At 44.5% G+C, this 25,713-nt stretch carries 23 protein-coding genes and 2 pseudogenes; 10 read left to right on the forward strand and 15 right to left on the reverse strand.

Going from position 1 to position 25,713, the window contains the following annotated elements:
* Nucleotides 1–37: 37 nt before the first annotated feature.
* Complete coding sequence (locus CTT31_RS17495; protein ID WP_045964013.1) at nucleotides 38–1,333, forward strand: porin; 1,296 nt, start codon at nucleotides 38–40, stop codon at nucleotides 1,331–1,333.
* Nucleotides 1,334–1,434: 101 nt separating this feature from the next.
* On the opposite strand, the gene asnB is transcribed toward CTT31_RS17495, so the two are convergent.
* The 5 genes from asnB to CTT31_RS17520 form a co-directional block, all read right to left on the reverse strand.
* Nucleotides 1,435–3,450 carry an asparagine synthase (glutamine-hydrolyzing) gene (gene asnB, locus CTT31_RS17500; protein WP_260491660.1) on the reverse strand — a complete coding sequence of 672 codons (2,016 nt, stop codon included), beginning with the start codon at nucleotides 3,448–3,450 and terminating at the stop codon, nucleotides 1,435–1,437.
* A 9-nt stretch (nucleotides 3,451–3,459) separates the two neighbouring features.
* A complete protein-coding gene (locus CTT31_RS17505) occupies nucleotides 3,460–4,530 on the reverse strand; it encodes an aspartate/ornithine carbamoyltransferase family protein (protein ID WP_010376561.1) in 1,071 nt (356 codons plus the stop codon).
* A gap of 109 nt (nucleotides 4,531–4,639) precedes the next feature.
* Nucleotides 4,640–6,061, reverse strand: a complete 1,422-nt coding sequence (locus tag CTT31_RS17510; protein WP_130127176.1) for a sodium:solute symporter family protein — start codon at nucleotides 6,059–6,061, stop codon at nucleotides 4,640–4,642.
* Entirely contained in the window at nucleotides 6,058–6,489 is a 432-nt protein-coding gene (locus tag CTT31_RS17515) for a hypothetical protein (RefSeq protein WP_045964009.1), read from the reverse strand. Before CTT31_RS17515 ends, CTT31_RS17510 begins: the two co-directional genes overlap by 4 nt.
* Before the next feature lie 142 nt (nucleotides 6,490–6,631).
* On the reverse strand, nucleotides 6,632–7,879 hold the full coding sequence (locus CTT31_RS17520) for a Zn-dependent hydrolase (protein ID WP_017218281.1): 1,248 nt from the start codon (nucleotides 7,877–7,879) through the stop codon (nucleotides 6,632–6,634).
* A 233-nt stretch (nucleotides 7,880–8,112) separates the two neighbouring features.
* Here CTT31_RS17520 and CTT31_RS17525 point away from each other — a divergent pair, with 233 nt between their 5' ends.
* Nucleotides 8,113–8,523, forward strand: a complete 411-nt coding sequence (locus CTT31_RS17525; protein ID WP_211858862.1) for a YbaN family protein — start codon at nucleotides 8,113–8,115, stop codon at nucleotides 8,521–8,523.
* 23 nt (nucleotides 8,524–8,546) lie between these two features.
* Here CTT31_RS17525 and CTT31_RS17530 read toward each other — a convergent pair whose 3' ends face one another.
* From CTT31_RS17530 to prs, 6 genes are all read right to left on the reverse strand, one after another.
* On the reverse strand, nucleotides 8,547–9,086 hold the full coding sequence (locus tag CTT31_RS17530) for a carboxymuconolactone decarboxylase family protein (protein ID WP_088532102.1): 540 nt from the start codon (nucleotides 9,084–9,086) through the stop codon (nucleotides 8,547–8,549).
* Between the two features lie 405 nt (nucleotides 9,087–9,491).
* Nucleotides 9,492–10,367, reverse strand: coding sequence for a retropepsin-like aspartic protease (locus tag CTT31_RS17535; protein WP_260491661.1), 876 nt, complete (start codon nucleotides 10,365–10,367; stop codon nucleotides 9,492–9,494).
* A gap of 66 nt (nucleotides 10,368–10,433) precedes the next feature.
* Nucleotides 10,434–11,813, reverse strand: a complete 1,380-nt coding sequence (locus CTT31_RS17540; RefSeq protein WP_260491662.1) for a sensor histidine kinase — start codon at nucleotides 11,811–11,813, stop codon at nucleotides 10,434–10,436.
* Nucleotides 11,810–12,505, reverse strand: coding sequence for a response regulator transcription factor (locus tag CTT31_RS17545; RefSeq protein WP_260491663.1), 696 nt, complete (start codon nucleotides 12,503–12,505; stop codon nucleotides 11,810–11,812). Before CTT31_RS17545 ends, CTT31_RS17540 begins: the two co-directional genes overlap by 4 nt.
* A 113-nt stretch (nucleotides 12,506–12,618) precedes the next feature.
* Nucleotides 12,619–14,214, reverse strand: coding sequence for a nicotinate phosphoribosyltransferase (locus tag CTT31_RS17550; protein WP_260491664.1), 1,596 nt, complete (start codon nucleotides 14,212–14,214; stop codon nucleotides 12,619–12,621).
* Between the two features lie 11 nt (nucleotides 14,215–14,225).
* The gene (prs, locus tag CTT31_RS17555; protein WP_260491665.1) at nucleotides 14,226–15,080 is read right to left on the reverse strand and encodes a ribose-phosphate diphosphokinase; all 855 of its coding nucleotides are present in this window, start codon (nucleotides 15,078–15,080) and stop codon (nucleotides 14,226–14,228) included.
* A 178-nt stretch (nucleotides 15,081–15,258) separates the two neighbouring features.
* Here prs and CTT31_RS17560 point away from each other — a divergent pair, with 178 nt between their 5' ends.
* Entirely contained in the window at nucleotides 15,259–15,960 is a 702-nt protein-coding gene (locus tag CTT31_RS17560; RefSeq protein WP_010376576.1) for an NUDIX hydrolase, read from the forward strand.
* Between the two features lie 20 nt (nucleotides 15,961–15,980).
* On the opposite strand, the gene CTT31_RS17565 is transcribed toward CTT31_RS17560, so the two are convergent.
* Nucleotides 15,981–16,838, reverse strand: a complete 858-nt coding sequence (locus tag CTT31_RS17565; protein ID WP_260491666.1) for a LysR family transcriptional regulator — start codon at nucleotides 16,836–16,838, stop codon at nucleotides 15,981–15,983.
* An 89-nt stretch (nucleotides 16,839–16,927) separates the two neighbouring features.
* Between CTT31_RS17565 and CTT31_RS17570 the strand changes: the two genes are divergently transcribed.
* Both CTT31_RS17570 and CTT31_RS17575 read left to right on the forward strand, forming a co-directional pair.
* Nucleotides 16,928–17,158, forward strand: coding sequence for a DUF2798 domain-containing protein (locus CTT31_RS17570; RefSeq protein ID WP_010606951.1), 231 nt, complete (start codon nucleotides 16,928–16,930; stop codon nucleotides 17,156–17,158).
* Nucleotides 17,139–17,441 carry a putative quinol monooxygenase gene (locus CTT31_RS17575; protein ID WP_260491667.1) on the forward strand — a complete coding sequence of 101 codons (303 nt, stop codon included), beginning with the start codon at nucleotides 17,139–17,141 and terminating at the stop codon, nucleotides 17,439–17,441. Before CTT31_RS17570 ends, CTT31_RS17575 begins: the two co-directional genes overlap by 20 nt.
* 227 nt (nucleotides 17,442–17,668) lie before the next feature.
* Here the strand turns inward: CTT31_RS17575 and CTT31_RS17580 are convergent, their stop codons facing one another.
* Both CTT31_RS17580 and CTT31_RS17585 read right to left on the reverse strand, forming a co-directional pair.
* Nucleotides 17,669–18,055 carry a hypothetical protein gene (locus tag CTT31_RS17580; protein ID WP_017218270.1) on the reverse strand — a complete coding sequence of 129 codons (387 nt, stop codon included), beginning with the start codon at nucleotides 18,053–18,055 and terminating at the stop codon, nucleotides 17,669–17,671.
* Nucleotides 18,056–18,416: 361 nt separating this feature from the next.
* The gene (locus CTT31_RS17585) at nucleotides 18,417–20,108 is read right to left on the reverse strand and encodes a serine hydrolase domain-containing protein (protein WP_260491668.1); all 1,692 of its coding nucleotides are present in this window, start codon (nucleotides 20,106–20,108) and stop codon (nucleotides 18,417–18,419) included.
* A gap of 81 nt (nucleotides 20,109–20,189) precedes the next feature.
* Here CTT31_RS17585 and CTT31_RS17590 point away from each other — a divergent pair, with 81 nt between their 5' ends.
* From CTT31_RS17590 to CTT31_RS17600, 4 genes and pseudogenes are all read left to right on the forward strand, one after another.
* Nucleotides 20,190–21,413, forward strand: a complete 1,224-nt coding sequence (locus CTT31_RS17590; RefSeq protein WP_260491669.1) for a hypothetical protein — start codon at nucleotides 20,190–20,192, stop codon at nucleotides 21,411–21,413.
* 51 nt (nucleotides 21,414–21,464) lie between these two features.
* Nucleotides 21,465–21,815 (forward strand): LytR/AlgR family response regulator transcription factor, encoded by a 351-nt coding sequence (locus tag CTT31_RS23630; RefSeq protein WP_370649627.1) that lies wholly within the window; start codon nucleotides 21,465–21,467, stop codon nucleotides 21,813–21,815.
* Between the two features lie 292 nt (nucleotides 21,816–22,107).
* Nucleotides 22,108–22,242 (forward strand): annotated as a pseudogene (locus CTT31_RS17595) (transposase); the annotation flags it as partial.
* 653 nt (nucleotides 22,243–22,895) lie between these two features.
* Nucleotides 22,896–23,657 carry a hypothetical protein gene (locus tag CTT31_RS17600; protein WP_045963994.1) on the forward strand — a complete coding sequence of 254 codons (762 nt, stop codon included), beginning with the start codon at nucleotides 22,896–22,898 and terminating at the stop codon, nucleotides 23,655–23,657.
* 43 nt (nucleotides 23,658–23,700) lie between these two features.
* Here the strand turns inward: CTT31_RS17600 and CTT31_RS17605 are convergent, their stop codons facing one another.
* Nucleotides 23,701–25,071: a hypothetical protein gene (locus tag CTT31_RS17605; protein ID WP_260491670.1), complete on the reverse strand. Its 1,371-nt coding sequence runs from the start codon at nucleotides 25,069–25,071 to the stop codon at nucleotides 23,701–23,703.
* 199 nt (nucleotides 25,072–25,270) lie between these two features.
* Between CTT31_RS17605 and CTT31_RS17610 the strand changes: the two are divergent.
* A pseudogene (locus tag CTT31_RS17610) lies at nucleotides 25,271–25,444 on the forward strand (transposase); the annotation flags it as partial.
* Nucleotides 25,445–25,713: the final 269 nt, after the last annotated feature.

Genomic DNA, 25,713 nt, shown 5'->3' on the forward strand with positions numbered 1-25,713 from the left:
AGGTTTTTGCGCTCAACTATTTAACAACGGGACAACTATGTTAAAACTTTCAACCATCTCACTCGGATTAGGTATAGCACTTTGCTCTAATTCAGTGCTTGCCGAAAACTCAGAAATTGATGCGTTAAAGCGCCAATTGGCTGAACTTCAGAAGAAACTCACGCAGCTAGAACAAAAAGAGCAGGCGCGAGCACAACAGGAAAAAATCGCAAAGGCTGAAAAAGCCGAAGCAAAAGCTGAAACTAAAACTCAAGTTGCAGCAGCTGAAACAAAACCGACCATCAAAGTCGGTGGCGCGATCAGAACAAACTACAGCCATACGTCTTATGACGATGACAACAAGAACCGTGGCGGCGATTTTGACTTCGATATTTTCAGATTAAACTTTTCTGGCAATGTCGGTGGCTTTGGCTTAAATGCCGAAATCCGCTTTTTCGACTATATGACTGCGGTAAAATACGCTTACCTAGACTATGACTTTGCCGACCATTGGCAAGCTCAGGTTGGTATGACTAAAGTGCCTTTTGGTAACTCACCTTACAACTCGCACAACTGGTTCTTTAACACCACCTATTACATTGGTCTTGAAGACGACCACGACATGGGCGTGGTATTTAAACGTAAAGTAGCGGACAATTGGCAGCTTGACCTTGGTTTTTTCAAAAACGATGAGCTAGGTGGTGTCGATGGTTACGTGGATGACCGCAGTGATCGCTACTCTTATGACGTGGTGGGTTTCCGTAAAGCGGGCGATGGCGTTTATGACGACCCAACGCAACCAATCGGGGAATACAACACCTTTGTTGGTCGCTACGCGTATCATATTGAACACAACGGTGGCACAACTGAAATTGGCGTCTCTGGCCTTGCCGGTGGCCTTCACGATGGTAATGACCGAGCAGGTGATTACAACGCGTGGGCACTGCATTTAAATAGCAACATTGGCCCTTGGAATTTACAGCTACAACACGGTGAGTACCAGTACGATATTGACGATGTAAACCGTATGGCAGTAGGTGCTTATGCGTTTTATGATTCCATCGCAGCAGAAGCCACTATGTCGAACTTTAATGTAGCGTACAATCTGCCAGTTGAGTTCGGTCCAATTACTGATCTGCAGTTTTATAACGACTTCGGTATTATTTACGACAAATCTGATAATTCCGAAGACACTTGGATGAATGTCACAGGTGTGTCACTCGCTGCGGGTGCATTCTTCACCTATGTTGATCTAGTTCATGCGAAAAACCAGCCGTTTATTGGTGGTTCAATCGCAGGCGATAGTGACGAAAGCGAGCGTCGCTTCAATATTAACTTCGGTTATTACTTTTAATCTTTGCGATTAATCTTAGGTATTAAATCAAAAAGGCGATGCACTAGTTGGTGCATCGCCTTTTTATTACCTTATTTCCTGTAATACCAATAAGACCAACGTTAGTTTGTGGCTGCTCTCCAACCTAGGCGCTCCGCTTCAGTGGCGGCAAATTGTGGTAAATCTGCGGCAATAAATTGTTTGTGGAGTATTTGCACACCAAGTAAATGATTGATCACGGCATCTAATTGCACTTTGAGTGAATTATCGGCGTCTGGTGAATCATGTAACTCAAATAGCGCATTTACCGCTTCAAAGTCTAATAAACCTGCGGCTTCTACAGCTTGTCTAGACAAGTACTTATCAGCCAACACGCGCATTGCAGCCCACTTTTTCTCATCTGAGTGCGCCGGTGGCGCCATAAATGCAAATTTCTCACGCTCATACAGTACTTCTGGCAGCAGCCCTTTCATCGCTTCACGTAACACATACTTTTCTTTACGGTCTTTAATGCGATATTGCGGGGGAATAGTAAAGGCAAACTCTGCGAGGTGATGATCCAAAAAGGCAGGCCTTGCCTCCATCGAATTGGCCATGTCGACCCTATCTCCACCCCAAGTTAATATTTGCCCTTCAAGCATGGTTTTAATCCATACATACTGGGCTTTGTCGAGTGGATGACGGGACTCTAACATGGCATCATCTAAAGTCTCAGCGATTGCTTTGCCTGCGTCATAACCCGTGAGTAGTTCTCTGTGTTCGGCGGCAACGAGTTGATGGGCAAAGTGACTGCATGACAGCCAAGGCTGTAAACAGCTCGGCGTAAAGCCTACAACTTCGTCTAATGCTGCACTATCGTATTGCTCACGGGAGAGCATGGCACCCTTAAATAATTTATTGCTGTCTTCCAGCATGGTTTGCCACTGGGCTTTTTCGGTGTCGTCAAGTTCATCTAAACCATATAAAAACAGGTCTTTTCTAAATGCGGGATAACCCGCAAAAAGTTCATCGGAGCCCTCCCCGGTCATCACAACTTTATAATTAGACTCGTTAACTTGCTGACTCATCAAATACTTAGCAACACCAAGCGTGTTATAAATGGTTCGTTCGGTATGCCATAAAGTTCGCTCAAAATGGCCATATAGCTCGTCGCCACTTAACGACATAATATGATGATCAGCCTTGGTGGCTTGTGCCATCTGTTTTGCAATTGGCGTTTCGTCGTACTCTGCACTATCAAAGCCTATGGTAAAGGCCTTAATTGGTGCTTGTGCCGCAGCTGAAGACAGGCCCAAAATGGCGCATGAGTCTATGCCACCACTTAAGTAACAGCCTACCGGGACGTCTGCGGTGAGTCTCAACTGCACCGCTTCTAGCAGCTGTTTGCGCACGCCATCAATGTAGTATGCTTCATCTTTGCTATTTAAATACGTTTGCGCCGTTGGAAAGTTAACATCCCAATAAGGTCTATCTTCAATGCTAAAACCTTGTTCGCTTCTGGTGATGCTAACAACATGTCCAGGTTTGATTTGATGTACATTCGCAAACGCCGTGCTGCCGGGCACCATGACTTGGATCAGTTGATGAAATAGGCCTTCACTTGAGAATCGGCGCTTAACTTTAGGGTTGGCAAACAGCACCTTCAGTTCTGAGCCAAACACAATTTCGTCTTCTGTTTGGGTGTAGTACAAAGGCTTAATACCAAAGCGGTCTCTCACTAAGTGCAACGTATCGGTTTGTTGGTCATACAACGCAAACGCAAACTCACCGCGCAAATGCGTCAGCATCTCATCGAGACCAAGCTGCTGATATAAGTGCATAGCAATTTCTGAGTCGCTCTTACTTTGGAACCTTGCCCCTTTTGCTACTAGTTCAGCTCGGATCCGCGCGTAATCGTAAAACTCACCATTGTGCGCCAACATTAGACGCTTATCAGAACTAATAAAGGGCTGTCGACCTCGTTGCTCGTCGAGGTCGATTATCGATAGTCTGGCGTGACTAAATCCCACGCCAGCCATTTGTTTATAGCCAAAACCATCGGGACCACGATGATGTTGAATGGCTGCCATGTTTACCAATAATTGATTATCTATTTGTGTTTGCGCTTGCGTTGAAAAAATACCAGCAATTCCGCACATAATATCTCCCTAAATCACATCCATCACAGTACTGGCGCGCTGCACCATACAGGTCAATAAGGCTTGGCGTAAAAAGACGGCACCACGTGCCTGACTAAAATACCAATTGTGTGGCGTGGCATCTAAACTGGTGCACAACTCTTCACCTCGAGCCAGAGGATGAAGCACTATCGCATCGGGCTTAAAGGGGGAATCTGCACTTAATTTAAATGACTTTCCATAGGTTTCGAAGCTTTCACCAACCCATGCAATGGAATTGATATACACCACATCAAGCTCAGGTAAAACGGCGTTCAAGTCATGGCCGATAGACACTTTGACCCCCGCCTCCTCTAGCTGGGCTAATTGCTCGCTCGACACCGCTTCCTCGACACTCTCGTCGTAGAGCAGGAATATTTCGTCCACAATGCGCGGAAAATGCGTAAACATTTTCAACAGGCTACGCACCGTACGCATTTGGCTCGGCACACCAATCACGCCAATTTTTATAGGACTAAAAGCTTCACTGTCAGGGAGTAATAACGACGGCCGCCATTTGAAGATAGTGTAGAGATCAGACATCGCTTGTGTTGGGTGCTCATCAATGCCATTACCAGCGTTGATAATTGGAATGCGTAGGCTGTGGATCATCTCTTCAATAGACTCCACTGAGGTGTCGCGTAAGACGACACAATCGCCATAATTATTGAACATCTCAGCGACATCTTGCAGCGACTCCCCTTTCGCGATGCCCGTTGAGGAGCGATCAGTGATCGACATAATGTCGCCCCCTAAGCGGTGCCATGCACTTTCAAACGACAGACGGGTGCGGGTGCTGGGTTCATAAAACGCACTGATCAAAATTTTGCCACTAAGCGGCGAGCTGAACCTTGCAGGATTACTTTCATACTTCGCGGCGAGGCGAAACAACTGGATCAGCACATCTCGGTCAAGATGGTCGACACTGATAATGTGCTTATTCTCCAAACAATGCAGCCTGTCACCGTCTTCTTGTATCGCTCTGAGTAATGCTTTGGGATGTGCATCCCCGTAAACATCCGGTTGCGCTCGATTAAACTCTACTTGCTGCGCACTTACCATAACTGCCTCTTTTTAAAATCAATAAGGAACATAACGACAAGGACAACAGGACATAAACAACTGAGCACTATGGCCAGCCAAATTAAACTAGAAAATGCGCCCAATGAGATCATACATCCTCCACTTTGCTTTGCGTGCCCAACGCTTGCCAATGGAATGATTGCTGACTAAAACGCCAAGCAATCACACAAATTAATAACGACACCGCACAAGAAACTAATGCAGCGACATAAAAACCAATATAAAAATACCCAATCAAACCTGATACCGTACCAAGCAACATAGCCCAGCCAGCGCTATTTCCCGTCATTCGCGCAAAGTACAAACCAAATACGATAGGCCAAATAGTGCTGGCGACAAAAGCGCCAGCGAAGTTCAACAAGGCACCCAGCGTGGCGATTTTTGGTAAACACAAGAGCCAAGTCACGACGCCGAGGATGACAATAATCCACTTAGCACTTTTTAAGCGCTCGCTATCGCTCGCCTTTGGTTTGATGTATTGCAGGTAAATATCTTGATTGATGAGATCTGACGTTGCGGCGAGCAAGGAGTCCAAACTCGATGCCAGCGCTGAGAACACCACAATGAACAGAATGATCGAGCCGGTATAGCCGAGCACTTGGCTTGCAACCAAGGGTCCCACCATATCGGCGCTAGCGGGATACAAGCCTAAACTCGGCGCTGCCAGCGCAATAAACCCTGTCACGATGGGGATCGGTAGCCACAGTAGACCTGCGATAAAATACGCCTTTTTGCCCACTCCACCTTTAAATGCAAACGCCCTTGACCACCATACGTTGCTGTGAAAAATCTCTCCTAAACCAAAAAAGATATTGTTGAACAAAAACATCACAGCAGCAGGAAAAAGCAGGTCGAGTAGTTTAGGATGGTCACTACTGAGTTTTTGATGAATTGGTTCAAGCCCAACATTCATCGCCACGACAATGGCAATTCCGACGACACCTACCAAAATAATAATGGCCTGTAGAAAGTCCGTGGCGATCACCGCTTTTAGACCGCCAAACAGCGTGTAGACCACACACATCAGCAGAATAATTGACATACCAAGGTGATAATCTAAGCCACTTAGGGTGTGTAGCAAAATGCCACCGGCCATGCCTAAGCTAACGAGCCAACTCATGGCATACACGAAAGAGATCAGCAAAAAGACCCACCAAGAGAAACGCCCAAACCGCAACCGCATAAAGTCGCCACTGGTGTAGCCGTGGGGCAGTAAAGTTTTGATACGTTGGCTAAGCGGCGCAAATAGCAGCAATCCGAATGCGGCACAGGCGTAGCCAATCATGCCCCAAATACCAAACTGATAAGTGAGCTGTGGCGCAACTAAAGTGGTGTTACTGGTGACCCAAGTTGCCATCGCAGTGGCGCAAGCAAAGGCCAACCCAACATTTCTACCGGCCAGCGCAAATTCATTATGTGACTGTACGCGCCTGCCAATCCACCAGCCAAAAAATACCCATAGCAAAGCAAACGCCAGGGCGAGACCGAGCGCCAATGAAGCATTTATCATACGCTTTCCTTATCGTGCGTTTGCTTATTACCCACCACAATCATTCCTACAAGCAGCACAAATAAGCACAAGCCCAATACAAACAGTGCAAGCGCCAGCGTTAACTGATGATGTTTGACTGTAAATGAGACCGACGTTTGTGCCGAGTTAGCTGAGAGCCCACCTAAGGTAGCGAGATAATCACCATCAGCCAAGCCACTAATGGTTACCGCTTGTTGAGTCGGCTGAAGCGAAAGGGAGAGGGAGTAAGGTTCTGAAAGATGTTGAATAGATAGCTGTGTTGATTGCTGTAGAGGTGGACCTGTGCGCTCAATGTGTAGCGTAATAAACCCAGCAGTCACGACCTCATCGCTCACCCTCAGCGAGGCGGCAAGCCCATTAAAGCTCGCAGCAAGTAAGACTAAGGTTACTACTCGGGCGATCCACATCCTCATAATCCCTAACTGCGGTTATCCAAGTCCGAATTCGCCGCAAGTTTTGCTATCCACATTATTCTAGTAGTAACAAAGACTAGCCCAAGGATCAAATTTGTCTAGTAAAACGCCACCCAGCTTGTTCCTCAATTTACATTTATTCTTTTGTTTCTATTGCTCTTTTTTGAACACATTGCAGCAGCAAATTACTCCCTGCTTCAACATCATGCCAATGACTCCATTCGTCTGGCGCATGGCTAACGCCATTGAGTGATGGAATAAATATCAGCCCCGTGGGACACACTTCTGAAAAAAATTGGCTATCGTGACCAGCACCACTTGGCATGATTTGATAATTCAGCGACAAGGCCTCTGCCTGTTGACTAATAAATTCAACCATCTCAGGTGTGCACTTCATTGGAGACAACCAACTCACCTGCTCGTATTCAAACATTAAATGGTGTTTCCGAGCGATGGCTGAAAGCGCTTTTCGACAGGCAATTTCAAGGTTCTCCATCACCGTTTCGTCCATATCACGCGCAACGATGGTGAAATCCACCTCTCCAGCAATCGTATGTGCAAAACCCGGCTTTAATTCCGCCTTACCGACGGTGATCCTCGTGGTATCCGTACCGTCCTCTGCAATAATGCGATCTAACTGGTAAGCAAAATCAGCCAGCCCCATAAAGGCGTCGCTACGCATCTCCATGGGGGCTGTGCCTGCGTGGTCGGCTTTCCCAATTAATTTCACCATCCATTTAAATACCCCTGAAATCCCTTCCACCACGCCAATCTGAATGCCTTTTTGATCAAGCACGGGCCCTTGCTCTATATGTAATTCAAAAAAACTATTTATTTGCTCAGGTTCCAGTCTTGCATTCAGTGCATCCATAGGGTCTAACCCTTGCGCACGCATGGCATCGCTAAGCATACAGCCATCCGCATCATGACTTGTGAGCAATTGGTGAGGCGTTAATTTTCCAGTGAGCGCTTGCGCCCCGATCATGCCACCAAAGCGCCCTTCTTCTTCGCTGGTACCGATGACCCAAATCGGCCTATCTAATTGCACATTGTGCTCTTTTAAAATACGAATACACTCAAACCCCGCAATGACGCCCAAGGTTCCATCAAACATACCTCCTGCCGGTACGCTATCAAGATGAGAGCCGATGATCACCGCGGGTTTTGCTGCAATATCCGGGCTGGTCATTTCAATAATCACATTGCCAGCGCCATCCATACGACTCACAAATCCTTCGCTTTGTGCGCATTCCATCAGCCATTTACGCGCTGCAAAATCCTCATTGCTAAAACCTTGGCGATAAATTCCCTTATCTTCATGGTTATAGCCGAACTCCGCGAGCGCAAATAAGGTAGACTTAAGACGTTCTAAATTTACTTGCATACTTTGCCCCTCAACGTTTCAGTCGCACTACTTCCTTGTATTTAACCTGAGATCAGATTCGCTATTTTAAACACTAACGTCCGACTGATAATCTCTTTGCTTTAGCTTAGTTGAAAATTCGCGAATTTCAGCCGCTGTGATATGCTTTTAATAATTGGCTTCTGGTTAACAATGTTGGCTCAGGTCATCGTGATGCGCTGTCAGTTCAGCACTCCCGAAATATGAGGATGCCTATGCGTAAAAAAATCCCCTTATTCAATCGTTGTTTTTGGCTTCATGTTGCTGGCATCGTCTTCGTTGGTCTCGGCTTTATCGGCATGGCACTGCCTGTTATGCCTACCACCATCTTTTTTATTCTCGCTCTCGCTTGCTTTACCCGCTCTTCTCCCAAATTAGAAAATTGGCTGCTCACCCACCCCAAATTTGGCCCGAGTCTGGTTGCATGGCGGCAACATCAGGTGATCCCTATAAAAGGCAAGATTGGCGCTGCGGTTGGCATGAGTGTTGGTTTAGTGGCTTTGAGTTTTAGTAGTGCACCAGTTTGGGTCGTATGGTCTGTCGCGATAACTGAGGCTGCCGTACTCAGCTATATTTTTACACGTCCATCAGTCATTCCTATGGATGTAAAACAGCCTCACTTATAGCAAAATAAATGCCTCTCTACTAATTAGCTAAACGCTTTAAAAGCATCATCCAGCGGAGTATGCGCGATATGATTCACGTAGTTACTCATAACCTTTTGACTTAGCGCTAAGATAATTTCCAGCAGATTTTGTTTAGTATAACCTGCGGCAAAAAACGCTTTCGTTTGTGCATCGCTCAACTTGCCACGCTCGCGCAGCATTTCAAGTGTTGTGGCACGCAGCACTTCTAGTTTCTCATCGCCAAGTGGTGCTTGCTCACGCAGCGCTTTGACCAATTCATCACTTACTTTCATTGATTTTGCGATGGCAGAATGAGCCGGCACACAGTAGTGACATTCATGTTCTACATTAATCGCTTGCCACACCACAGTTTTTTCATCGTTATTAAATGAGCTATTTAAAAAAGCCTCATGTAGCACTTGATAGCCATGCAGATGCTCTGGTGATTCCGCCATTACACCATGAAGGTTCGGAATACGTCCAAATGCTTGCTGGGACTTCTCAAGTAATGGTTTACCTTTTTGCGGTGCAGATTCTACGGTATGGATTGTAAAGTCAGTCATCAGTTGCTCCTCTTGGTGCATTTTGTATTGGTATAACCTGAGCTCTAACTAACCTCAGGTTAACTAACCTGAGCTGCGGATAATTAATGCCTTTCTAGCAGCCAGTTTTAGCGCTAACTGCGTTGAATTCACTTCCAATAGCCAGCTATTGGGGCGTAAATTCGCCTTGTTATCCCCAAAAACTTTCTGGCTAGATAAGGAAAAAATTTAATGTGAGCTTAAGAATAAAGAGTTAGCTCATTCCTTATCCAAACCTCAGGTTAACTACTCATCGGGTGCTAGACTAACTTTATTTGAATGATCATTCAAATAACTATTCGCTATAGTAAACACCATAACTGTCTAAATTAATATGAAATTTAATTAGCTACTGACTGGTCGAGCGTCAAGCCAGCAGCGTTGGGATCAAAAGTAAATTGTGTTCTCAGCGTAGTCGATAATGAGCTTATCATCATTAAAGTTACTTAAACCAAGTAGGATAAACGGCTCGTCTTTATATCCAAGCACCTCAAACACTGGCATATCCGATAAGTGACTTTCGGTATTGATGATTTCCTTGCCTCCTAAGCTAAAGCGCAGTGATCCTATGGCCACCTTTTTAGTTGCTTGGTCGTTTAACCCGCGGCTGATGTCTTCTTCGCCCAGCGTTAATGTTAGTTTATTGGCCAAGTGTGAGTTGATGTAGTTGGTTGGAGCGCCGGTATCAAGCACGGCGTCTACCTCTTCGCCATTAAAACTTGCTGTCAGCTTGATGAAATTGTTATCTATTTTAAAACTTTCACTCTCCAAGCCTTGTGTCACACTACTTGGGCAAGCCCCTTGATACAAACTCAGCTCATTATTTTTAAAATCAAACACATTACAATATTGCGACATATATCCATGCCCCAAAATTCCAGGCAAGACGCCTTCCACATCTAAGCGGGTCATATCTTTAAATACATATGGAAGCGACTCTGCTGCTAAGTGGCCGACGCTGGTGTGGTCTATCGTTGCCAATACTAGCTCTGAGCTGCCACTTGCGCCTTGTACGTCCATTTTGCTTAGCTTGTCTTCTGGCAAGGCAAGTGCTGTTTTCAAATTAACCGGTAAAATACCAACATTCGCAGCACTATCTAAAATCATAGGATGGGTAACCGTACGGTTAAGCGTTGCCATCACATAGGCATGACCTTTCTCGGTGTACTTCATCGGTAAAGTGAGCGATTGTGGCGCGGTAGACGCGGTGATCCCACAACCAACGGTGGTACATGCTAATGCTGATAAAATAATTGCTCTCATAATCTTGCTCTCAAACTGTTGATGTCGTTGTTGAGCTAACTATGCCGAGCAATTGTCAAGCAATTATCAAGTTAGTCGAGAAAACCGAAGTGAAAAGCTTGCGCCTTGATTTTCAGCACTAGTCGCGGTCAATGTCGCGCCCATCAACTCGGCAAGTTGACGGCAAATTGGTAAGCCGAGCCCCAAACTGGATGTATCGTGGCGCGACCCCTGTGCACGGTAAAAGCGCTCAAACACCTGATCGAGTTGATTAGGCGACATACCTTGGCCGCAGTCAGCAACCGTAATCACCAGCTCATCGTCTTGATAGCTGAGCTTTAAGGTCACAACACCACCATCAGCACCATATTTAAAGGCATTATCTAATAAGTTCACCACTATCTGTCTGACTCTTCCGGCATCAAGCGTCACGCTCACACCTTCTTGAATCTCTGCGTCCAATTTCACGCCTCGCGCTTCGGCCTGTGCTTGGTAACGCACTAAGGTCGATGTTAACAGCTCAGAGAGATTTACTCGTGTTGATGACAACGTCAGCTGCTTTGACTCGGTTAATGACAACAAACACAAGTCGTCGATAATACGATTAACGTTGTGAAGGTCTTGGGTTATCACCGCTAACTGAGCCTTATCCATCGGCACTATACCGTCTTCCATCGCCTCCAAGCGCGAACGAATGCCGTTAAGTGGTGTTCTAAGTTCGTGAGATAAGTCGGAGTTCATTTGTTTATATTGCTGATGCAAACCTTGTAGCCAAGCCGCAAGATTATTAAAACTATTGATGATTTCACCCACTTCATCATGGCGTTTTAGCGCTAAGCGGGTGTCTAACTCGCCCGACTCTATCGCCTTGAAGCTACGTTTGAGCTGTTTAAGTGGCGACAAAAAGTACCACGACCCCAACCAAGCAAGTAATGCAGCAATAATCGATAAGATGACCAAAGTAAGCATAAAATCATCCAACATAGCTTGCTGCAGCGCTTCCTTTTCAAACGACCTATCTAGCAATACCTCAGGCAACCAAAACAACTCACCCTGTGGTGATAACACATATTGCGCCTCATTAAATTGCACCACAAACGCCGCAACACCGGGATGATGGATAGAAAATTGATGACCGGATTTTACCTGCTCATAGTCTATGGTGAGATCGGGATTGAGGATCTTTACATCCGCTGTTGAGTTAGCATCTCGCCAAATAAATAGCTGCTCAGGAAAGGTTGATGCTAAAAACGTTAACGTCGCTTCTGGGCTCGTGAAGGTGTTGCCAGCTAATGCTTCTTCCACTAAATCATCATCAAGCAATGAATGACCAAACGTTACCGCACTTTGCTGATTAAATGCTAAAAAAGTGCGCTCGGCTGAGTTTTTAGATAGTTGATAAAAGCTTCCGAGTAGCGCAAAAGTACAAAGCGCCACAAGTAAGGTAAACTTGGTTTTTAGCTTCATGAAGACACCTTACGCGCGATAAATTGATAGCCTTGCCCGTAACGAGTGGCGATAAACTTGGGCTCAGCCTTACTGTCGCCAAGTTTTTTACGCAAGTTAGCCAAGTGAGTATCGACTGCCCGATCCGTAATAGGCGCATCACTTCCCCATACTTGTTCGATTAATTGCGCGCGGCTAAATACTTGTTGCGGCTGCTTGGCCATGGTCAGTAATAACTCGAACTCCACAGCCGTTAACGCTGGTGTTTGCTGTGTTACCGTTACGGATTTGCTCTCAAGATGGATACTTAAGCCATCAAACAACAAAGCGGCACTCTGCTGACCACGATAGCTACGTTTACATAGTGCCTTTGCTCGTGAGATCACTTCTCGTGGGCTGTAAGGCTTACATACATAATCGTCCGCACCAAGCTCAAACCCCTCAAGACGATCAGTTTCAGATACTTTGGCGGTCACCATAATGGTAGGAATGTTGCGCGCAACGGCTTCTTTTAGTAGCTCACGGCCATCACCGCCGGGTAGCATGACATCTAAAATAGCGAGTTGAAATGTTAAATTTTGCAGTGCCCTATGGGCATCTGGGGCGTTATCGAAATGGACAACCTGCATATCCGCTTGTGCCAGATATAAACGTAAGATCTCAGCACTGCTTGGGTCATCTTCTACATATAAAACTGTATATTGGTCAGACATAGGGAGGCGCTTTTTGTCCTGATTGTAATTATTAGATGGACAATTGTGAAGCACAAAAGTCGCGATGGCTGGAACCTATCGCGACCAAAAGACAATGAGAACAACAATGGAATCTAACTAATTTGCGCGCTGATCAAAGCTCTGATCTCACCCAAAGTGGTTTCTTTTAGTAACTCTCCATCTTCAAAAACCACTTCCAACAAGCCTTGCTTTTCTTCTTCCTCGGTCACATTGTCCTTGCAGATCAACTCACCGTTTACGCGTTCTACTTTCAGCAGTCCCTTTGCTGAGCGCTTTTTGCTGTCGGTTTTTGGCTCTTTAAAAATTGCCACACGTTGGTTATTTTTAACCACACTAGTTGCTTTTACCGCAGAGCCATGGGTATCGCGGGTGACATATTGGTAGCTGTATGAGCCAATGCCAAGCACCACTTTAGACGCAAACCCTTTATCCATCAGTCGCTGTAGAATTTGACGCTGACGCTCAAGAGTAATTGCATCGCCATATATTGCGCCAATATGCTCATCTAGCAATTTAAAGCCTTTATCGGTCACAGTGCCACCAAAGGTATCCCAGAGACATTCAATCAGTCCTTTTACTTCACACTCCTGCAGCTGCGTTGGGTGTGGTTCAACTGAATAGTAATTTCCCTGCCAACGATACGCTTCAAAGCCATCTGTCATTGCCATTTCTTGCGCTTGCTGCTGAGAGTCAACCAACTCGCTATATTCTGATACTGGTGAGACACAATACCCAGTCAGGATTTTCACCGGATCTCCGGAGTCTGGACGGATCACCACAGTGCCATCACGCGCCATGATCTCTGCTTTTAATTCTGGTAAATACTCGGTGACTAGCTTCCAAAAATCCCAAGTATCAGAGACCACACTGAGGATCCCGGTCGGTGACTGCTCACGCATCAAATATTGGAAGAACTCGATTTCACCTTCTTGGATCCAAGAACAGGTTACAGAGTGCTCGGTTGCATCTACTGAGCAGCCAACCAGCTCTTTGTCGACATCCGCGCCATAGTACTTTTCAGCAAATAGTACCGCAGGGATGGTATCCGTCCCTACAAGGCCAGACGCAAGGTGACCAAAACCACTCATAGCCGCTGCGTGCTTACCAAACATACCGCGAAAACTAAAGTCATGACCCTGAAACGGCACGATCTCCGGAGGTAAACCGGTTTTTTGAGCAAATTCTTGGAACACTTTTAAATATGCAACTGAGGTGGTAGCGCTCGTTTGGATTGGCCAGTTTTCGCAGCTTAAGACCGTCTCAATCATATTGGTTAGCCATTCAAATCCAGGCTTGGTATTGACCACAGTGATGGGCGGCACCTGATACGGCACTAAAGTCCCTTCTGGCAGCGCTTTAATCCTCAGCGGTAAATAGCCTAAGTCGTGTAGCGCCTCGAGATAACCCACATCCACCGGATAGCCCAACATTGCTGTCATGATCCGTCTATGATTTGCCACGGCGGTATGCTTGTCTGCTGCGAAAAAGTCTTGCCACTCTTCTTGTAAGTAACTTTTGATAAAATACTGCAGCCCCACAAAAGCCACTTTATCGTTATTTGCAACATTGCTTAGTTTGCCGCTGCGCGAGGTAAAGTTTGCATAAACCTCTGTCACTTCAGGGTGATAAGCGCGGCTGTGAAATTCTTTATACACGTCTTTTTGCATACTTGCTGCGGTAATTGTCATGGCTATATTCCTTATAATTCAATCATGTTGAGTTGCACATCGTGGTGTTCGACCAAGTCGCCTTGATCACGGCACGAATTAGTCGTGTAAACGGTATCTATCAGTCCACTAAAAACGCCTAATCCTTGAGAGAAAATACCGTGTGTTACGTAAAGCGCAATTGAGTTAGCACCTTGTGCTTTTAGTACCTTAGCAAGTTCAGTGAAGGTTCTACCACCATCGCAAATATCATCAACGATCAGTAAATCTTTACCTTTTACCTCACCAAGTACCTGCGTTTGTACAATTTCACCCGTTTTAAGATTTCGTACTTTTTGTGCTTGGATAACCTCAACCTCACCACCAAAATGCTGCGCAATTTTCAGTGTTTTTTTACTCGCTCCAGCGTCTGGTGAAACTAAACTGAGTGCACCGCACTGCAACTGTTGCTGTAAAGCCGGACACTGCGATATCAATGTCGTTTGCTCAACATTCTCCACTCGCTCAAGGAGTGCAGGTACAACGTCGCTATGTGCATCCCACACGGTGACTTTGTCTAGCGCCAGTTGATTGATAAGTGACGCCATCACTTTTGCACCTAGCGCCTCACCCGTTACGCATACTCTGTCTTGGCGCGCGTAGGGGAAATAGGGTAACACTAATTCTATCGGCGTCCGCGCCAAACAAAGTCGCTTCAATGCATCCACCGCCATCAGTAAACGCATGATATGAGAAGAATTGGTTACTCTGACTGTGATTTGAACTTTTTCGCAATCACGGAAATCAAATGCTTTGAAACGAATATGCTCTTCCCCACCTGAGAAGGTAAATGCTTCATATTGAACATCTTTTTTGTTTCCAGAGAATTCATAACTCGTGACTTTCATAACCTTTCCTTAATAATGTCCCTAAGACACAAATAAGGTATCAAACATTTTTTGATCAATCAACAACTTTATGTCTAAAAGACATTTAATGTTTATTTTTAACATAAGGATATTCAGTATATTTGCCATACTGACTACAATTGTTTATTGTGTCTAAAAGACACAAACTAAAAATATCATGAGCCCTGATTACGATTTAACCCAATACCAAAACCCACTGTTCACGGTAGACAGCGTGTTATTTACAATTTTGCAGGACAGCTTAAAAGTGCTGCTGGTGAAACGCGCTAACGCTCCCTTTAAAGGCCGCTGGGGATTACCAGGAGGGTTTGTTGATGTTGAGCTGGATGACAACACGGATATGAGCGCGCTGCGTAAGATCAAAGAGAAAACCAGTGTTGCCCCACAATATCTAGAGCAACTTCAGGCCTTTTCTGGGATCAACCGTGATCCGCGAGGCTTTAGTGTCACCTTGGTTTATTACGCCTTGATTTCACCTCAGCAAGTGGCAACGCAAATAGACTCGGTAGATGATGTGAGATGGGTGGATCTTAGCGAGATCCCAGATCTTGCTGTGGCTTTTGATCATAAGCATATTATTGAAAAGGCCAAGGCAAGGCTGCAGCAAAAGGCGTTATATTCCATGATCCCGGTTTATTGTTTGCCTGATCAATTTACCATTGGGCAACTCAAAACCGCCATCGAAGCCATTATCGCCAAACCCATTCAGCGCAAGAGCTTGGTAAGACGCATCGAAGCCTCAAACATGTTTGAAGCACTGGATGAAAAGGTCAAGTCAGGCGGACGTTTAGCACAGCTCTATAAGCTAAAGCCTGATGTCGATATCGTGCATTTTGAGCGCAATCTGAGCTTAGGATAAATGCGGTTGTGCGGTGTTCTTTACAGAGCTATCACTGCCCCTTGCAGATAATCAAGCTCCTGACACCGCATTTGCAGTAACTCAATAAAATCTCTGGTGTAAGTCGGTGGAGTTCGTTGATTTGGCCAAAGCGCGTAGATGCTGCGTATAAATTGGCAGTCACCGATATAGCTAAATGCGGTTTGAGGTTGCGCTGCCAACGCTGCAATTTCTGTCATCGGCAATACGCCTGCACCGTTAGCCGAGCCTACCAATTTACGCACTAAGGTAATATCACCCACATAAGAGACGTGACTAAACTGTGCCAGCAGTGCTCGCCACGCATCAGTTGCAGGCAGTTGCGATGCTTTAAAGGGCAAAAACAGGGTTTGTGTAGTCGCAATTTCCTTGGCGACCACCGCTCTTACCGCAATTTGCCCCAGCCGCTTTTGATAGACGCTTGAATCATCCAGGTCCCCAACTCGGACGGTTAAATCAAACCGCTTTTGGCTAAGTAAGGCCACACTATTGGCAGGCTCCACATGCAATTGGATCTCAGGATGCTGGGCCTGAAACGATTGCAGCGCATTATACAAAGGACCAATCATTAAGTTTTGCGGACATAACAGATGGAAAGTGGACGCTTCTAGTGTTGATAGCGCCTCACTTTGCGCTTGCAAGGCGAGCAAAGACTCCGCCATTTTATCCACCACCGCCTGACCATGATTAGTTAATGTAAGTCCTCTGGCGCTACGCAGTAAGAGCGGATAACCGAGTTTCTCCTCCAGCGCTAACATCCGCTTAGATAAGGTCGGCGCGCCTATGCCAAGGTCTTCTGCCGCCTTGGCAAAACTTCCTCGGCGGCTTACCTCAACAAAGAGTCGTAAGTCATCTAGCATGGTTATCTCCGCAATCTTAGCTTTCCATTTTTGCCATTCTGATCGGCTGGCAACTCCCTACAATCATACCAACAGCCAGAGGAGGAAACATGCAAAAACTCATTTTTACATTACTGCTGTCATTGTGCCTGTCGTTTATGGTGTCTGGATGGGTTACGTACATCAATTTGGGATTAGTGGCAGACTTTACTACGCGATGGGCGCATGCCTTTGCCAATGCTTGGCCGGCCTCGTTCATCGCCGCCTATGTTTTATCAGCCCCAGTTACCGCCGTTACTAAACGCATTATGGAGAAATACCATGGCCAACAGCCACAATAACGTCAACTTTATCGCCCATATCACACCTAAAACCGAGCACTATCAAGATTGTATTAACGCAATCCAAGAGATCTTGCCAGCCACTCGAGCAGAAGTCGGATGTTTACGCTTTGAACTTTATGAAAGTGAAAACCGCACCCAGCTTACCTTAGTTGAGCGCTTCATCGATCAAGCCGCGTTCGATTTTCATCACCAGCAAGCTTACACCAAACGGGTATTTACACTGTATCAAGGATGGTTGGCAAAAGCGGTAGATATAATCCCTTTATCGCCTATATGGTAATTAAAGTGAGAATCATCAAAAAATTGAAAGGATCGAGAGGATACTTATTTATTGCCTACCTACTTGAATCAACTTTTAGTGGGGTCATTGTATAATTCAGTGGTTTAATAAGATATAGCCGTCATGACTTTGCCAAAGCTTTTATCACTGCGTAGTCAAGATAGCTAATATAGAAGTACTTAAAGCAATGGAAGGTGCGCACACTTTCCATTGCGAAATAGCAAAGCTTAGAAGTTTAGCATTTTTTTAACATGACAAACTTGAGGTAATACATTTTTTTGCACCTCAATTTGTACTCTATCACCTTCTGAGATAGTCGCTGCGATGTTCGTTACTCTTTCAAGAGTAGCAGGATCGCTGTAGCTTGAAGTGCCATTCATTACGCAGCGGAACTTACGTCCATTAGAGTCTTGAGCATTTACCGTTAAATGGTTTTCGCTCACATTCATAGAGAAAGTGCCTGCTTGGCTGTGGTTTAACACAACATCAGCAGTTTGGATGATCACACTACCATAATCTACTTCTGTGATTTTTACTTCAGCAGCAGAAGCCGACCCAGTAGATACACCTAGCGCTAAAACGGTTGCACCCAAAACTTTGTTTAATACTTTCATTGTATATTAGTCCTTTATACATTTATTAAATTTAAAAGCCCTTGAAATTTAAGGCATTGCAAACCTAACACATAATAAATTTAAATAAAACAAAACAAGTTTAAATATTTTTTAACACAACACGTAACTAGTTTAAGATTCAATTTGAACAAGCTCACGCAGACATCATTACCGCATTAATAGCCTGGGGCACAGTGTTCCCCCGTTGCCGTGCGCGATACACTAGTTTTAGTATCGAGAAATGAGCAAACACAAACAGCTACCTTGTTTTAGAAGCGCTTTTGATACGAATAATAAACAATCTTGTACAATGCTAAGTCGAAACTGCCATAACCATGGTGAGTGTAGATAACAGCGGGTGTCAGTGTTGTTTGTTCACTTTCAGTGCGCTCAGCCCTGCTTGGAAAGTCTCGTTATCAGGGTGGAAGTGTAAACCTAACTGATAAAACGTTATCACTTCTTGTTTTCGCCCTTCACCTCGGGCATGAGTAGCAAGCCTTTCAAACGTCGCTGCTCGCGTTAATAGCGTATTCGGGTATGCTGCGGCCCAGCTTTTATACGCATTTAAGCCTACTTTATATCCACTGTTCCTAGCATGCACAAAAGGAGGTTGGGTGTCCTTGGTTATGCGTGTGAGCGCAGTTGCAGGTTTGTCAGCATCTTTGTGAAAAAATGCGAGATTGCCTTTGTATAAGCCAATCTCGGCACTAACAAACTGATCTATTCGATAACGGCCATTCTCTGTTGGTAGGAGTTCGTATGGCATCCTAGTGCCAAATGAGTTATCTAAAAGTAACCTTCCATTTTTTACAAAGACGGTAACTATTTCATTAAACGGTGAAAAAAAGCCTCTGTTGATATTGTAATAATGCCCCACCATATCCAAATGCTGAGATTTATTTGACGCAATTTTAGAGCCATTGATTTCTCGTCCCCAGTTGCGCTCGCTAATTATGGAACTAATTACGGCATCAATAACAGGGATACGGCTTTTGTGTGCTCCGTTGCCAAAAATGATAATTGCTTGCCCTCCCTCCATCGTCGCCATCACTTGTCCGCCAAACCCCGCTCCGTAGCCTGAATGAGAAAACCACTCGAGGTTTCCGTCAGCCATATACCTCATCCAACCTAATCCCCATCCACCCGCCTTTTTTAGTGTCTGAATTTTAGTTGTTTCTCTTGCAACTCTTGGTGAAATTACTGTTCCAGACTCATCTCGTAAAGCACGTTGAAAATCAATTATCAGTTTTGCCATATCTGTCGGAGTAGTCCACATCCCCGCAGCAGCCACTTGCGGATAGATAGGAAGCCCAGTCCCACCGGCAAGTGTACCGTCAAAATTGTGCGCTTTTGCTACATTCTTTGGGAAATTTGGACTACCGTATTGCAGCAAGGTGCTATTGGTCATTCCAATTGGTTCAAAAAGCATATTCTGCGCTATCTGAGCTATGGGTTGCCCTACCACATCCTCAATAACCATCTGCGCAATAACAAAACCGCCTCCGCTATAACTAAAGCGGCTTCCAGGAGAGGATTGAACAGTAATAGGGTCCTCAGGCTTCTTTAACTTTTTACCGTTTAAGCTTTCAACCAGAGTAGGTATGTCATCTCCCGTAAAATAAGCAGAATATCCGCTTTGATTTACCCCACCGCTATGACTGAGCAAGTGGCGCAACGTCACGGGTTGTTGGGTTGTATATTTGTTTTCAGGAAGTTTCCACCTCCGCAGGTAATTGTTTACAGGCACATCTAAATTCAGTCTGTTTTGTTCCGATAATTGAGTTGCAATGATGGCAGTTATCACTTTTGAAATAGAAGCTGCGCCAAAAGCGGTATACTGATTTATGTTCTCTCCAGTACCATATTCCTTTTTCCCATACGAGCCGATAAATGCCACTTCGTAATTCTCCACTACCGCAACACTTAGCCCGGGCAAGTTGTGCTGCTTGAGTAATGCTTCGAAGTCTACGTTCGCAAAATTAACAGGTTGCTTTGCTGATGCCACGACTGAAAACAAAGCAAATAATAAAATTAAACACCTTAAAAGCTTCATAAAACTGCTTTTCCTTTTAATAAATGTCCAGACCGCAGTAGTTGTGCTGTCATGTGTCTGAAAGTTATATAGAATGTGCGTTTGAATATATCTACGAAATTCCTTTTTGCTCGCTTTTTTATGCTAACGGTCGGTTTTTTTATGCTAACGGTAGGGTTTTTTCAGGGTGTCACCTGTCTTTTTTCCAGACATGCTTCAATTTGTGCTGGCCACGTTTTACGTTTTTGTGTGGTGATAAGTCTATTTTATTCAATAATGGTAAACGCCACCTCAACCTCTCCCGTTCATATCTCATCAGTATCTGTCTGTCTGGATGTATCTAAAAATACACAGGGAACACTGACAAAAGTCGAAAACTGTGGATCGGTGTCAATCAATCAGGTCGACCCAAAGCAATCATTAGTTTGGATACAAGTTCATTTCGATGTGGCAAACGCAGGGCAACCTAGGGAGCGCCCTCTTGGACTGGTTTTGTCAGCCGAAGCATCTACGACGGTTTATCTTAATGGAGTAAAGATCGGCCGCAATGGCTCGCCAGCTGAGGAAGCAAAAAATGAAGTTGCCGGCCGCATAGATAAGAGCTTCTATTTACCCGACAGCCTCCTTATAAAACAACACAATACTTTAGTCATCGAGTTATCTTCACATAACAGGCTATTACAGATTGATCCGCCTATACAAAGGTTGCTTATCACCGATTATCAAACGCCCAAGGATTATCTTACAAACCACTACCTACCCGTGTTTATCCCGCTTGGTATTTTAATTATCGGTTTTATCTATTCATCTGTATTAGCCTTCCAAAGTAATAACACCAAGCAAAATCTATTCATCCCTGTTGCATCGCTTTTCGCAGTTATCCAATTAATTGCTGAAATATCACGCGGATTGTTTGATTATAGTTACCCATACAATGGGATCAGGATGCTAACTATTCTTTGCTCAAGCTTAATAGTTTCATTCTTTTTATTGAGTTATGTATGTAAACGCTTTTTAACACAAAGGAGAAAAACAGCCTTAACCGTTGGTTGTGTAACAACCCTTATATCTGTCTTGTTACTGGATCATTTTGAATCAAAAACGCTTGCATCAGTACTGCTGCCTATGGGAATAGGCACATTAATTACCGGATATGCTGCTATAAAGAAAGCCCGCAACGCGCTGCCACATAGCATTGCACTGTTTGCGTTTGTTCTGTTGACTGCTAGTAGCCCAAACCAGTTTTTGGATATTTATTACTACTATTGCATCGCTTTGCTTTTCGTCTTCTTTTTTGCTCAACATGCTATTGATTACAAGAAATAACAGGAAGAAAAGCGGTTTGAGCAAAATCGGGCAGATCGATTACAGCGCATATTGGACGAACAGAAGGAACGGGAACAACCAACTAGAATAAAAATCAGCCATGCTGGAAAAACAGACTTTATATCTTGCGAAGAAATTTGTTTTTGTAAGGGGGCGAGAGATTATGTTGAGCTGGTTATAAATAATAGGGGAAGTGTATTGCACCACAACAGCTTGTCTGAACTCGAAAGTACACTTCCTGCCACTTTTTTACGGGTTCATCGCTCGTATATAGTGAATACTCAGTTCATAACATCATTATCCAGAAGCGCATCAGGAACCGGCATTTTACATTTATCGACAGGTGACGAAGTCCCAGTTAGTCGCAGGATCATGCCCAAAGTTCGCGACGCATTAGGTTAGACGGCTATCCAAATTAGACACTATTAGAGCCGTTGCAATTATTGTGTGACTTGGGAATATAGCTTCATTCTAAGCTACAGAAAAATTTAGGAGATGAATAAAATTTTATACTAATTGCTACTATCGAATCCGACTCAAGCTACAACTGAGTATTAAAGTATCATACTCGTTGTAACTCACTTCTGGACAGAAATCATTTTCGTTTTTCGATTAAGCCAATGCAAATCGTATTAGGTTGTATATGGATAGTGCAGCTTTGATGACAAATAATTATGGGTGTCTTTATAACCCCTCCGACTTTACCAGTATCAAAAAGCGTATCGACCATGCAAGGCAAGGGAAACAACCAAAAAGCCTATTACGGTTTGCGGGAAGTCCCCGAAAACATATACCAAAAGGGCTGCCTTTTGAACAGTACTCACAGCTTATTGTGGAACCCTTAAAAAACGACGGCGCACAAATCTAGCAAATTGTGAACGCTTGCTAGCTTAACCAAATAACGCCTTAGCGATAACCCCTCAAGCTGTGCAAATTACAGCGCCCTTGTCGTGCGTGATACACTAGTTTTAGTGTCGAAAAATAAGCAAACACCAACAGCTACCTTATTTTAGAAGCGCTTTTGATACGAATAATGAACAACCTGCACAATGCTAAGTCGAAACTACCATAACCATGGTAAGCAAATAATCGTGGGTGTCAGTGCTGCTGTGTTTGCAGCGCGTTGCCGTGCGTGATAACCCAATTTTAGTGCGGAGATACGCTTGGGCGCTCAAAATTGGCCTATAGATGAGCGTTTCTGTACCCAGTGATTTAAGTATTTTGATACTTTTTAACCTAAGTTTGTCCAGCGTTGATGCAAATAGTATTGGGTGTCATCGATTCGGTACTAACGGGGCTCTCAGGACCATCTGGGGTTTCTACCCGCCAGATACAGATTGGATACATGAACCTAGAGTCTACACTCTGAATCAACCATAGGTTATCTACTCAATTTAGATTAAAATAAGTGTAAATTTTGTTAAATTAATTCACCGTACAGCCGATACAGTTATGAGTGAAGCGTGTAATAAGGATAATGACATGAAGATTGACGCTAGTGCGGGTCAACACCTGCATGCAAAAAACAACCAGGTTAATGATGAAACTAGGGTTACTGCCTCAAGCAGTAAAAAGACATTTTCAGTAGACTCTGCCACACAATTTACCAATACCGAACCGACACGTTCTGCTGAAGAATTACGAGCTAAGTCTGACGATGGCAAGTTGACAGTAATCACTTATACCAGTAACGGTAAATTGGACCTACCAGCCAGATTTGAAGAACACCGAGATCTCATTGAGCGTGTAGCAAACTCCACAAGCAAATTGTATTTACACGACACCCCAGCCGCCGCTGACAGGGTAGCAGAAGAATATGAAAAAGTGTCTGCAGGCTTGTATGAACAACACCCACAACTAAAGAATAAAAGTTGGGGCTTTTCAGTTGATGACACGGGCAAACTGGTTGCAACAGGCCATTTGAGTCAGGCAGATAAAAAACTTGTGGAAGGAGTTTTGAATAGTAATGACAAACTAGTCAGTGCCGCACAGGACTTTAAAGCCAACTTTTTAGAAGGGCTGGAGATTGAGCGGGGTAGCTCCGGCACGAGCCAGTACTGGGGAAAATATGATGTCAACGAAGACAACTTTGCGGAGATCATCGATTTCAAAGAGATGATCACACAAAGCAGCAACAACGAGATCCAAAGAGAGAAAACAGGCTATTTGCTCAACAAGTGGGATTGGACATTCAATATATCCGACCAGCTCAGCGCCAGAGCAGCGCCCGTTTTCACAAAATAAACCTTATAGCCGGAAGGCCTTCGCATTCCGGCTATAAGACGCGTTACTGACGAGTACTTGACAGAAGATCCTGATCACAAATATGACCCAGGGTTACAATCGGATGCCGATTTCCACCAATGCCTATAGAACCTTCAAGACCACTTGGAATTTCTACTCGCCAAGCCCCGATTTGATACTGGGAGTACCACTCATTAGTGTAGCCACCACTATATTCAGTATGCAAAGCCTCACCATTTCCAGACACGCAACGTCCCAAGTCAATGACTTGAGAAATTTTTCCCTGAGCATCAGCCACTGCGGGAGTTAGCTCAAAGTTGGACGTAGTCCTGTTATAATAATCACGCCATAAGAACAATAATGCCTGTCCTCCAGGTACAGGATGTCCCTTAGAGTCTTGCAAAGTAACATTCCATTTCAACTTTTGATAAGCCTGTGTAGTCATGTAAGGAGAGCTTTGAGCGGCATAAGGTACGCGTAAAACATTCGACTCACCTTCAATTGAGTGCTGCGAAAATGACGCAACATTAGAACCTAAAGTAAGTTGATAAGCGCTCGCCGGGTTATTAGGTAGGCTATAGTTTGGTCTGACCCGTACAATCTGATACTCGCCAGCTTGTGCAGGAGTAATTAGCTTACCTTTTGCAAGTGGTACTTCTACCCAGGCTCCGGCCTCTAAGTGCTCAAGTACAAACTCACCGGTATTACCCGGATCCAGAAATTTTAACAGGACCTCTTGCCCTCTTTTCGCTTCGAACGCGTAGTGGTCAACATCAAGTATACTGTCCAGATTACCCACAACTTTATTGAGCTGATCCGGTAAAATTGTTGATTCCGCAATCGTATCATTTAGCTCGTTGCTATCAATACTTTCACTGGTCATCACCCCAAAATTAAACTCACCGCCATCCGCTTGAACATAGTCCAATAACCAATAGTAATCACCAGCTTGTGAAACCGTCGTGATCAGCTCATCCAGCCCTCCCTCATTTGATGAAGCGCCAATCACAGTCAGCGTATCGTCCGGCTTGTGGCGGATCAGCGTTAAATTCACATTGGTTTGTGCATTTTGTTCCGTCACAAAGGCATATAGTTTACTCGGATTGTCGAGTTTAAAGTGAAAGCAATCTGAGCCGCCAGTCTGCGCACCACCAAGTGGATAGCTAGTATTGATGTTTAATGTGGTCGGGCAACGCAGCGTAATAGCCGTAGTTTGTTGATTCGTTTCAGCAAACACTGTGGCAGAAGAAGCACGCATTTCGCTTTTTGTAATTAATTGCCGATTGCTGTGAATAACAGTATTCCCCCTTTCCAGTGAATCCGAAAATCCGCTTGGCAGAGGAAGGTCTGAACTCGCAACACTCAACATGGGTGACAAAGCAAGGACAATGCCCGTCATTGTAAACTTTTTCATAAAATCTCCTTTTATAATATTGAAAAGCCAACAACATATAGTCACAAAAACCTAATAATTTCAATGCTAAACAGTTAATTTATCCTCTAATAGGTACTGCCTTACTCCCCCAACACCGCTCATTCCATTAAAAATAATAAATGCCATCATCAAACAGATCTCCCCCTCAGAGTCACGCACACCACTTTTTGTTCAAGATATCAAGCAAAAGAAACCACAAAAGAACTACAATGACACCTACCACTATATCTCCCGTTGCGTGAGGCGGGCCTCTCTGTGCGGTGAAGATAAATTGACCGGAAAATCCTATGAACATCGCCGTGATTGGGTTGAAGAAAAGCTTCTAATGTTGGCTGCTGTTTTCTGTATCGACTATGATCGCTGCCATTTTAGGATAGAAACTCTATAAGTGCATATGACACTTAACCTTGGTGAAACTATATTCCTAAGTTACAAAAATGTCGCCCCGCAATATAGTCTCATACTGAACGGGGCTGAAGGGCCAGTGTTTTGGTTTGGAAATTTAAGATAGGGAAATAAAGTTTCATACTGAACTGGAGACTCTGTCAGATTGACCTAGATTTCAAATAATAAAGTTTCATCCACAACCCAGCAATACCTGCTATATAAAATCTTGCTATG

It is taken from the genome of Pseudoalteromonas maricaloris, from assembly GCF_024746855.1.
In the GTDB taxonomy this organism is placed as follows: domain Bacteria; phylum Pseudomonadota; class Gammaproteobacteria; order Enterobacterales; family Alteromonadaceae; genus Pseudoalteromonas; species Pseudoalteromonas maricaloris.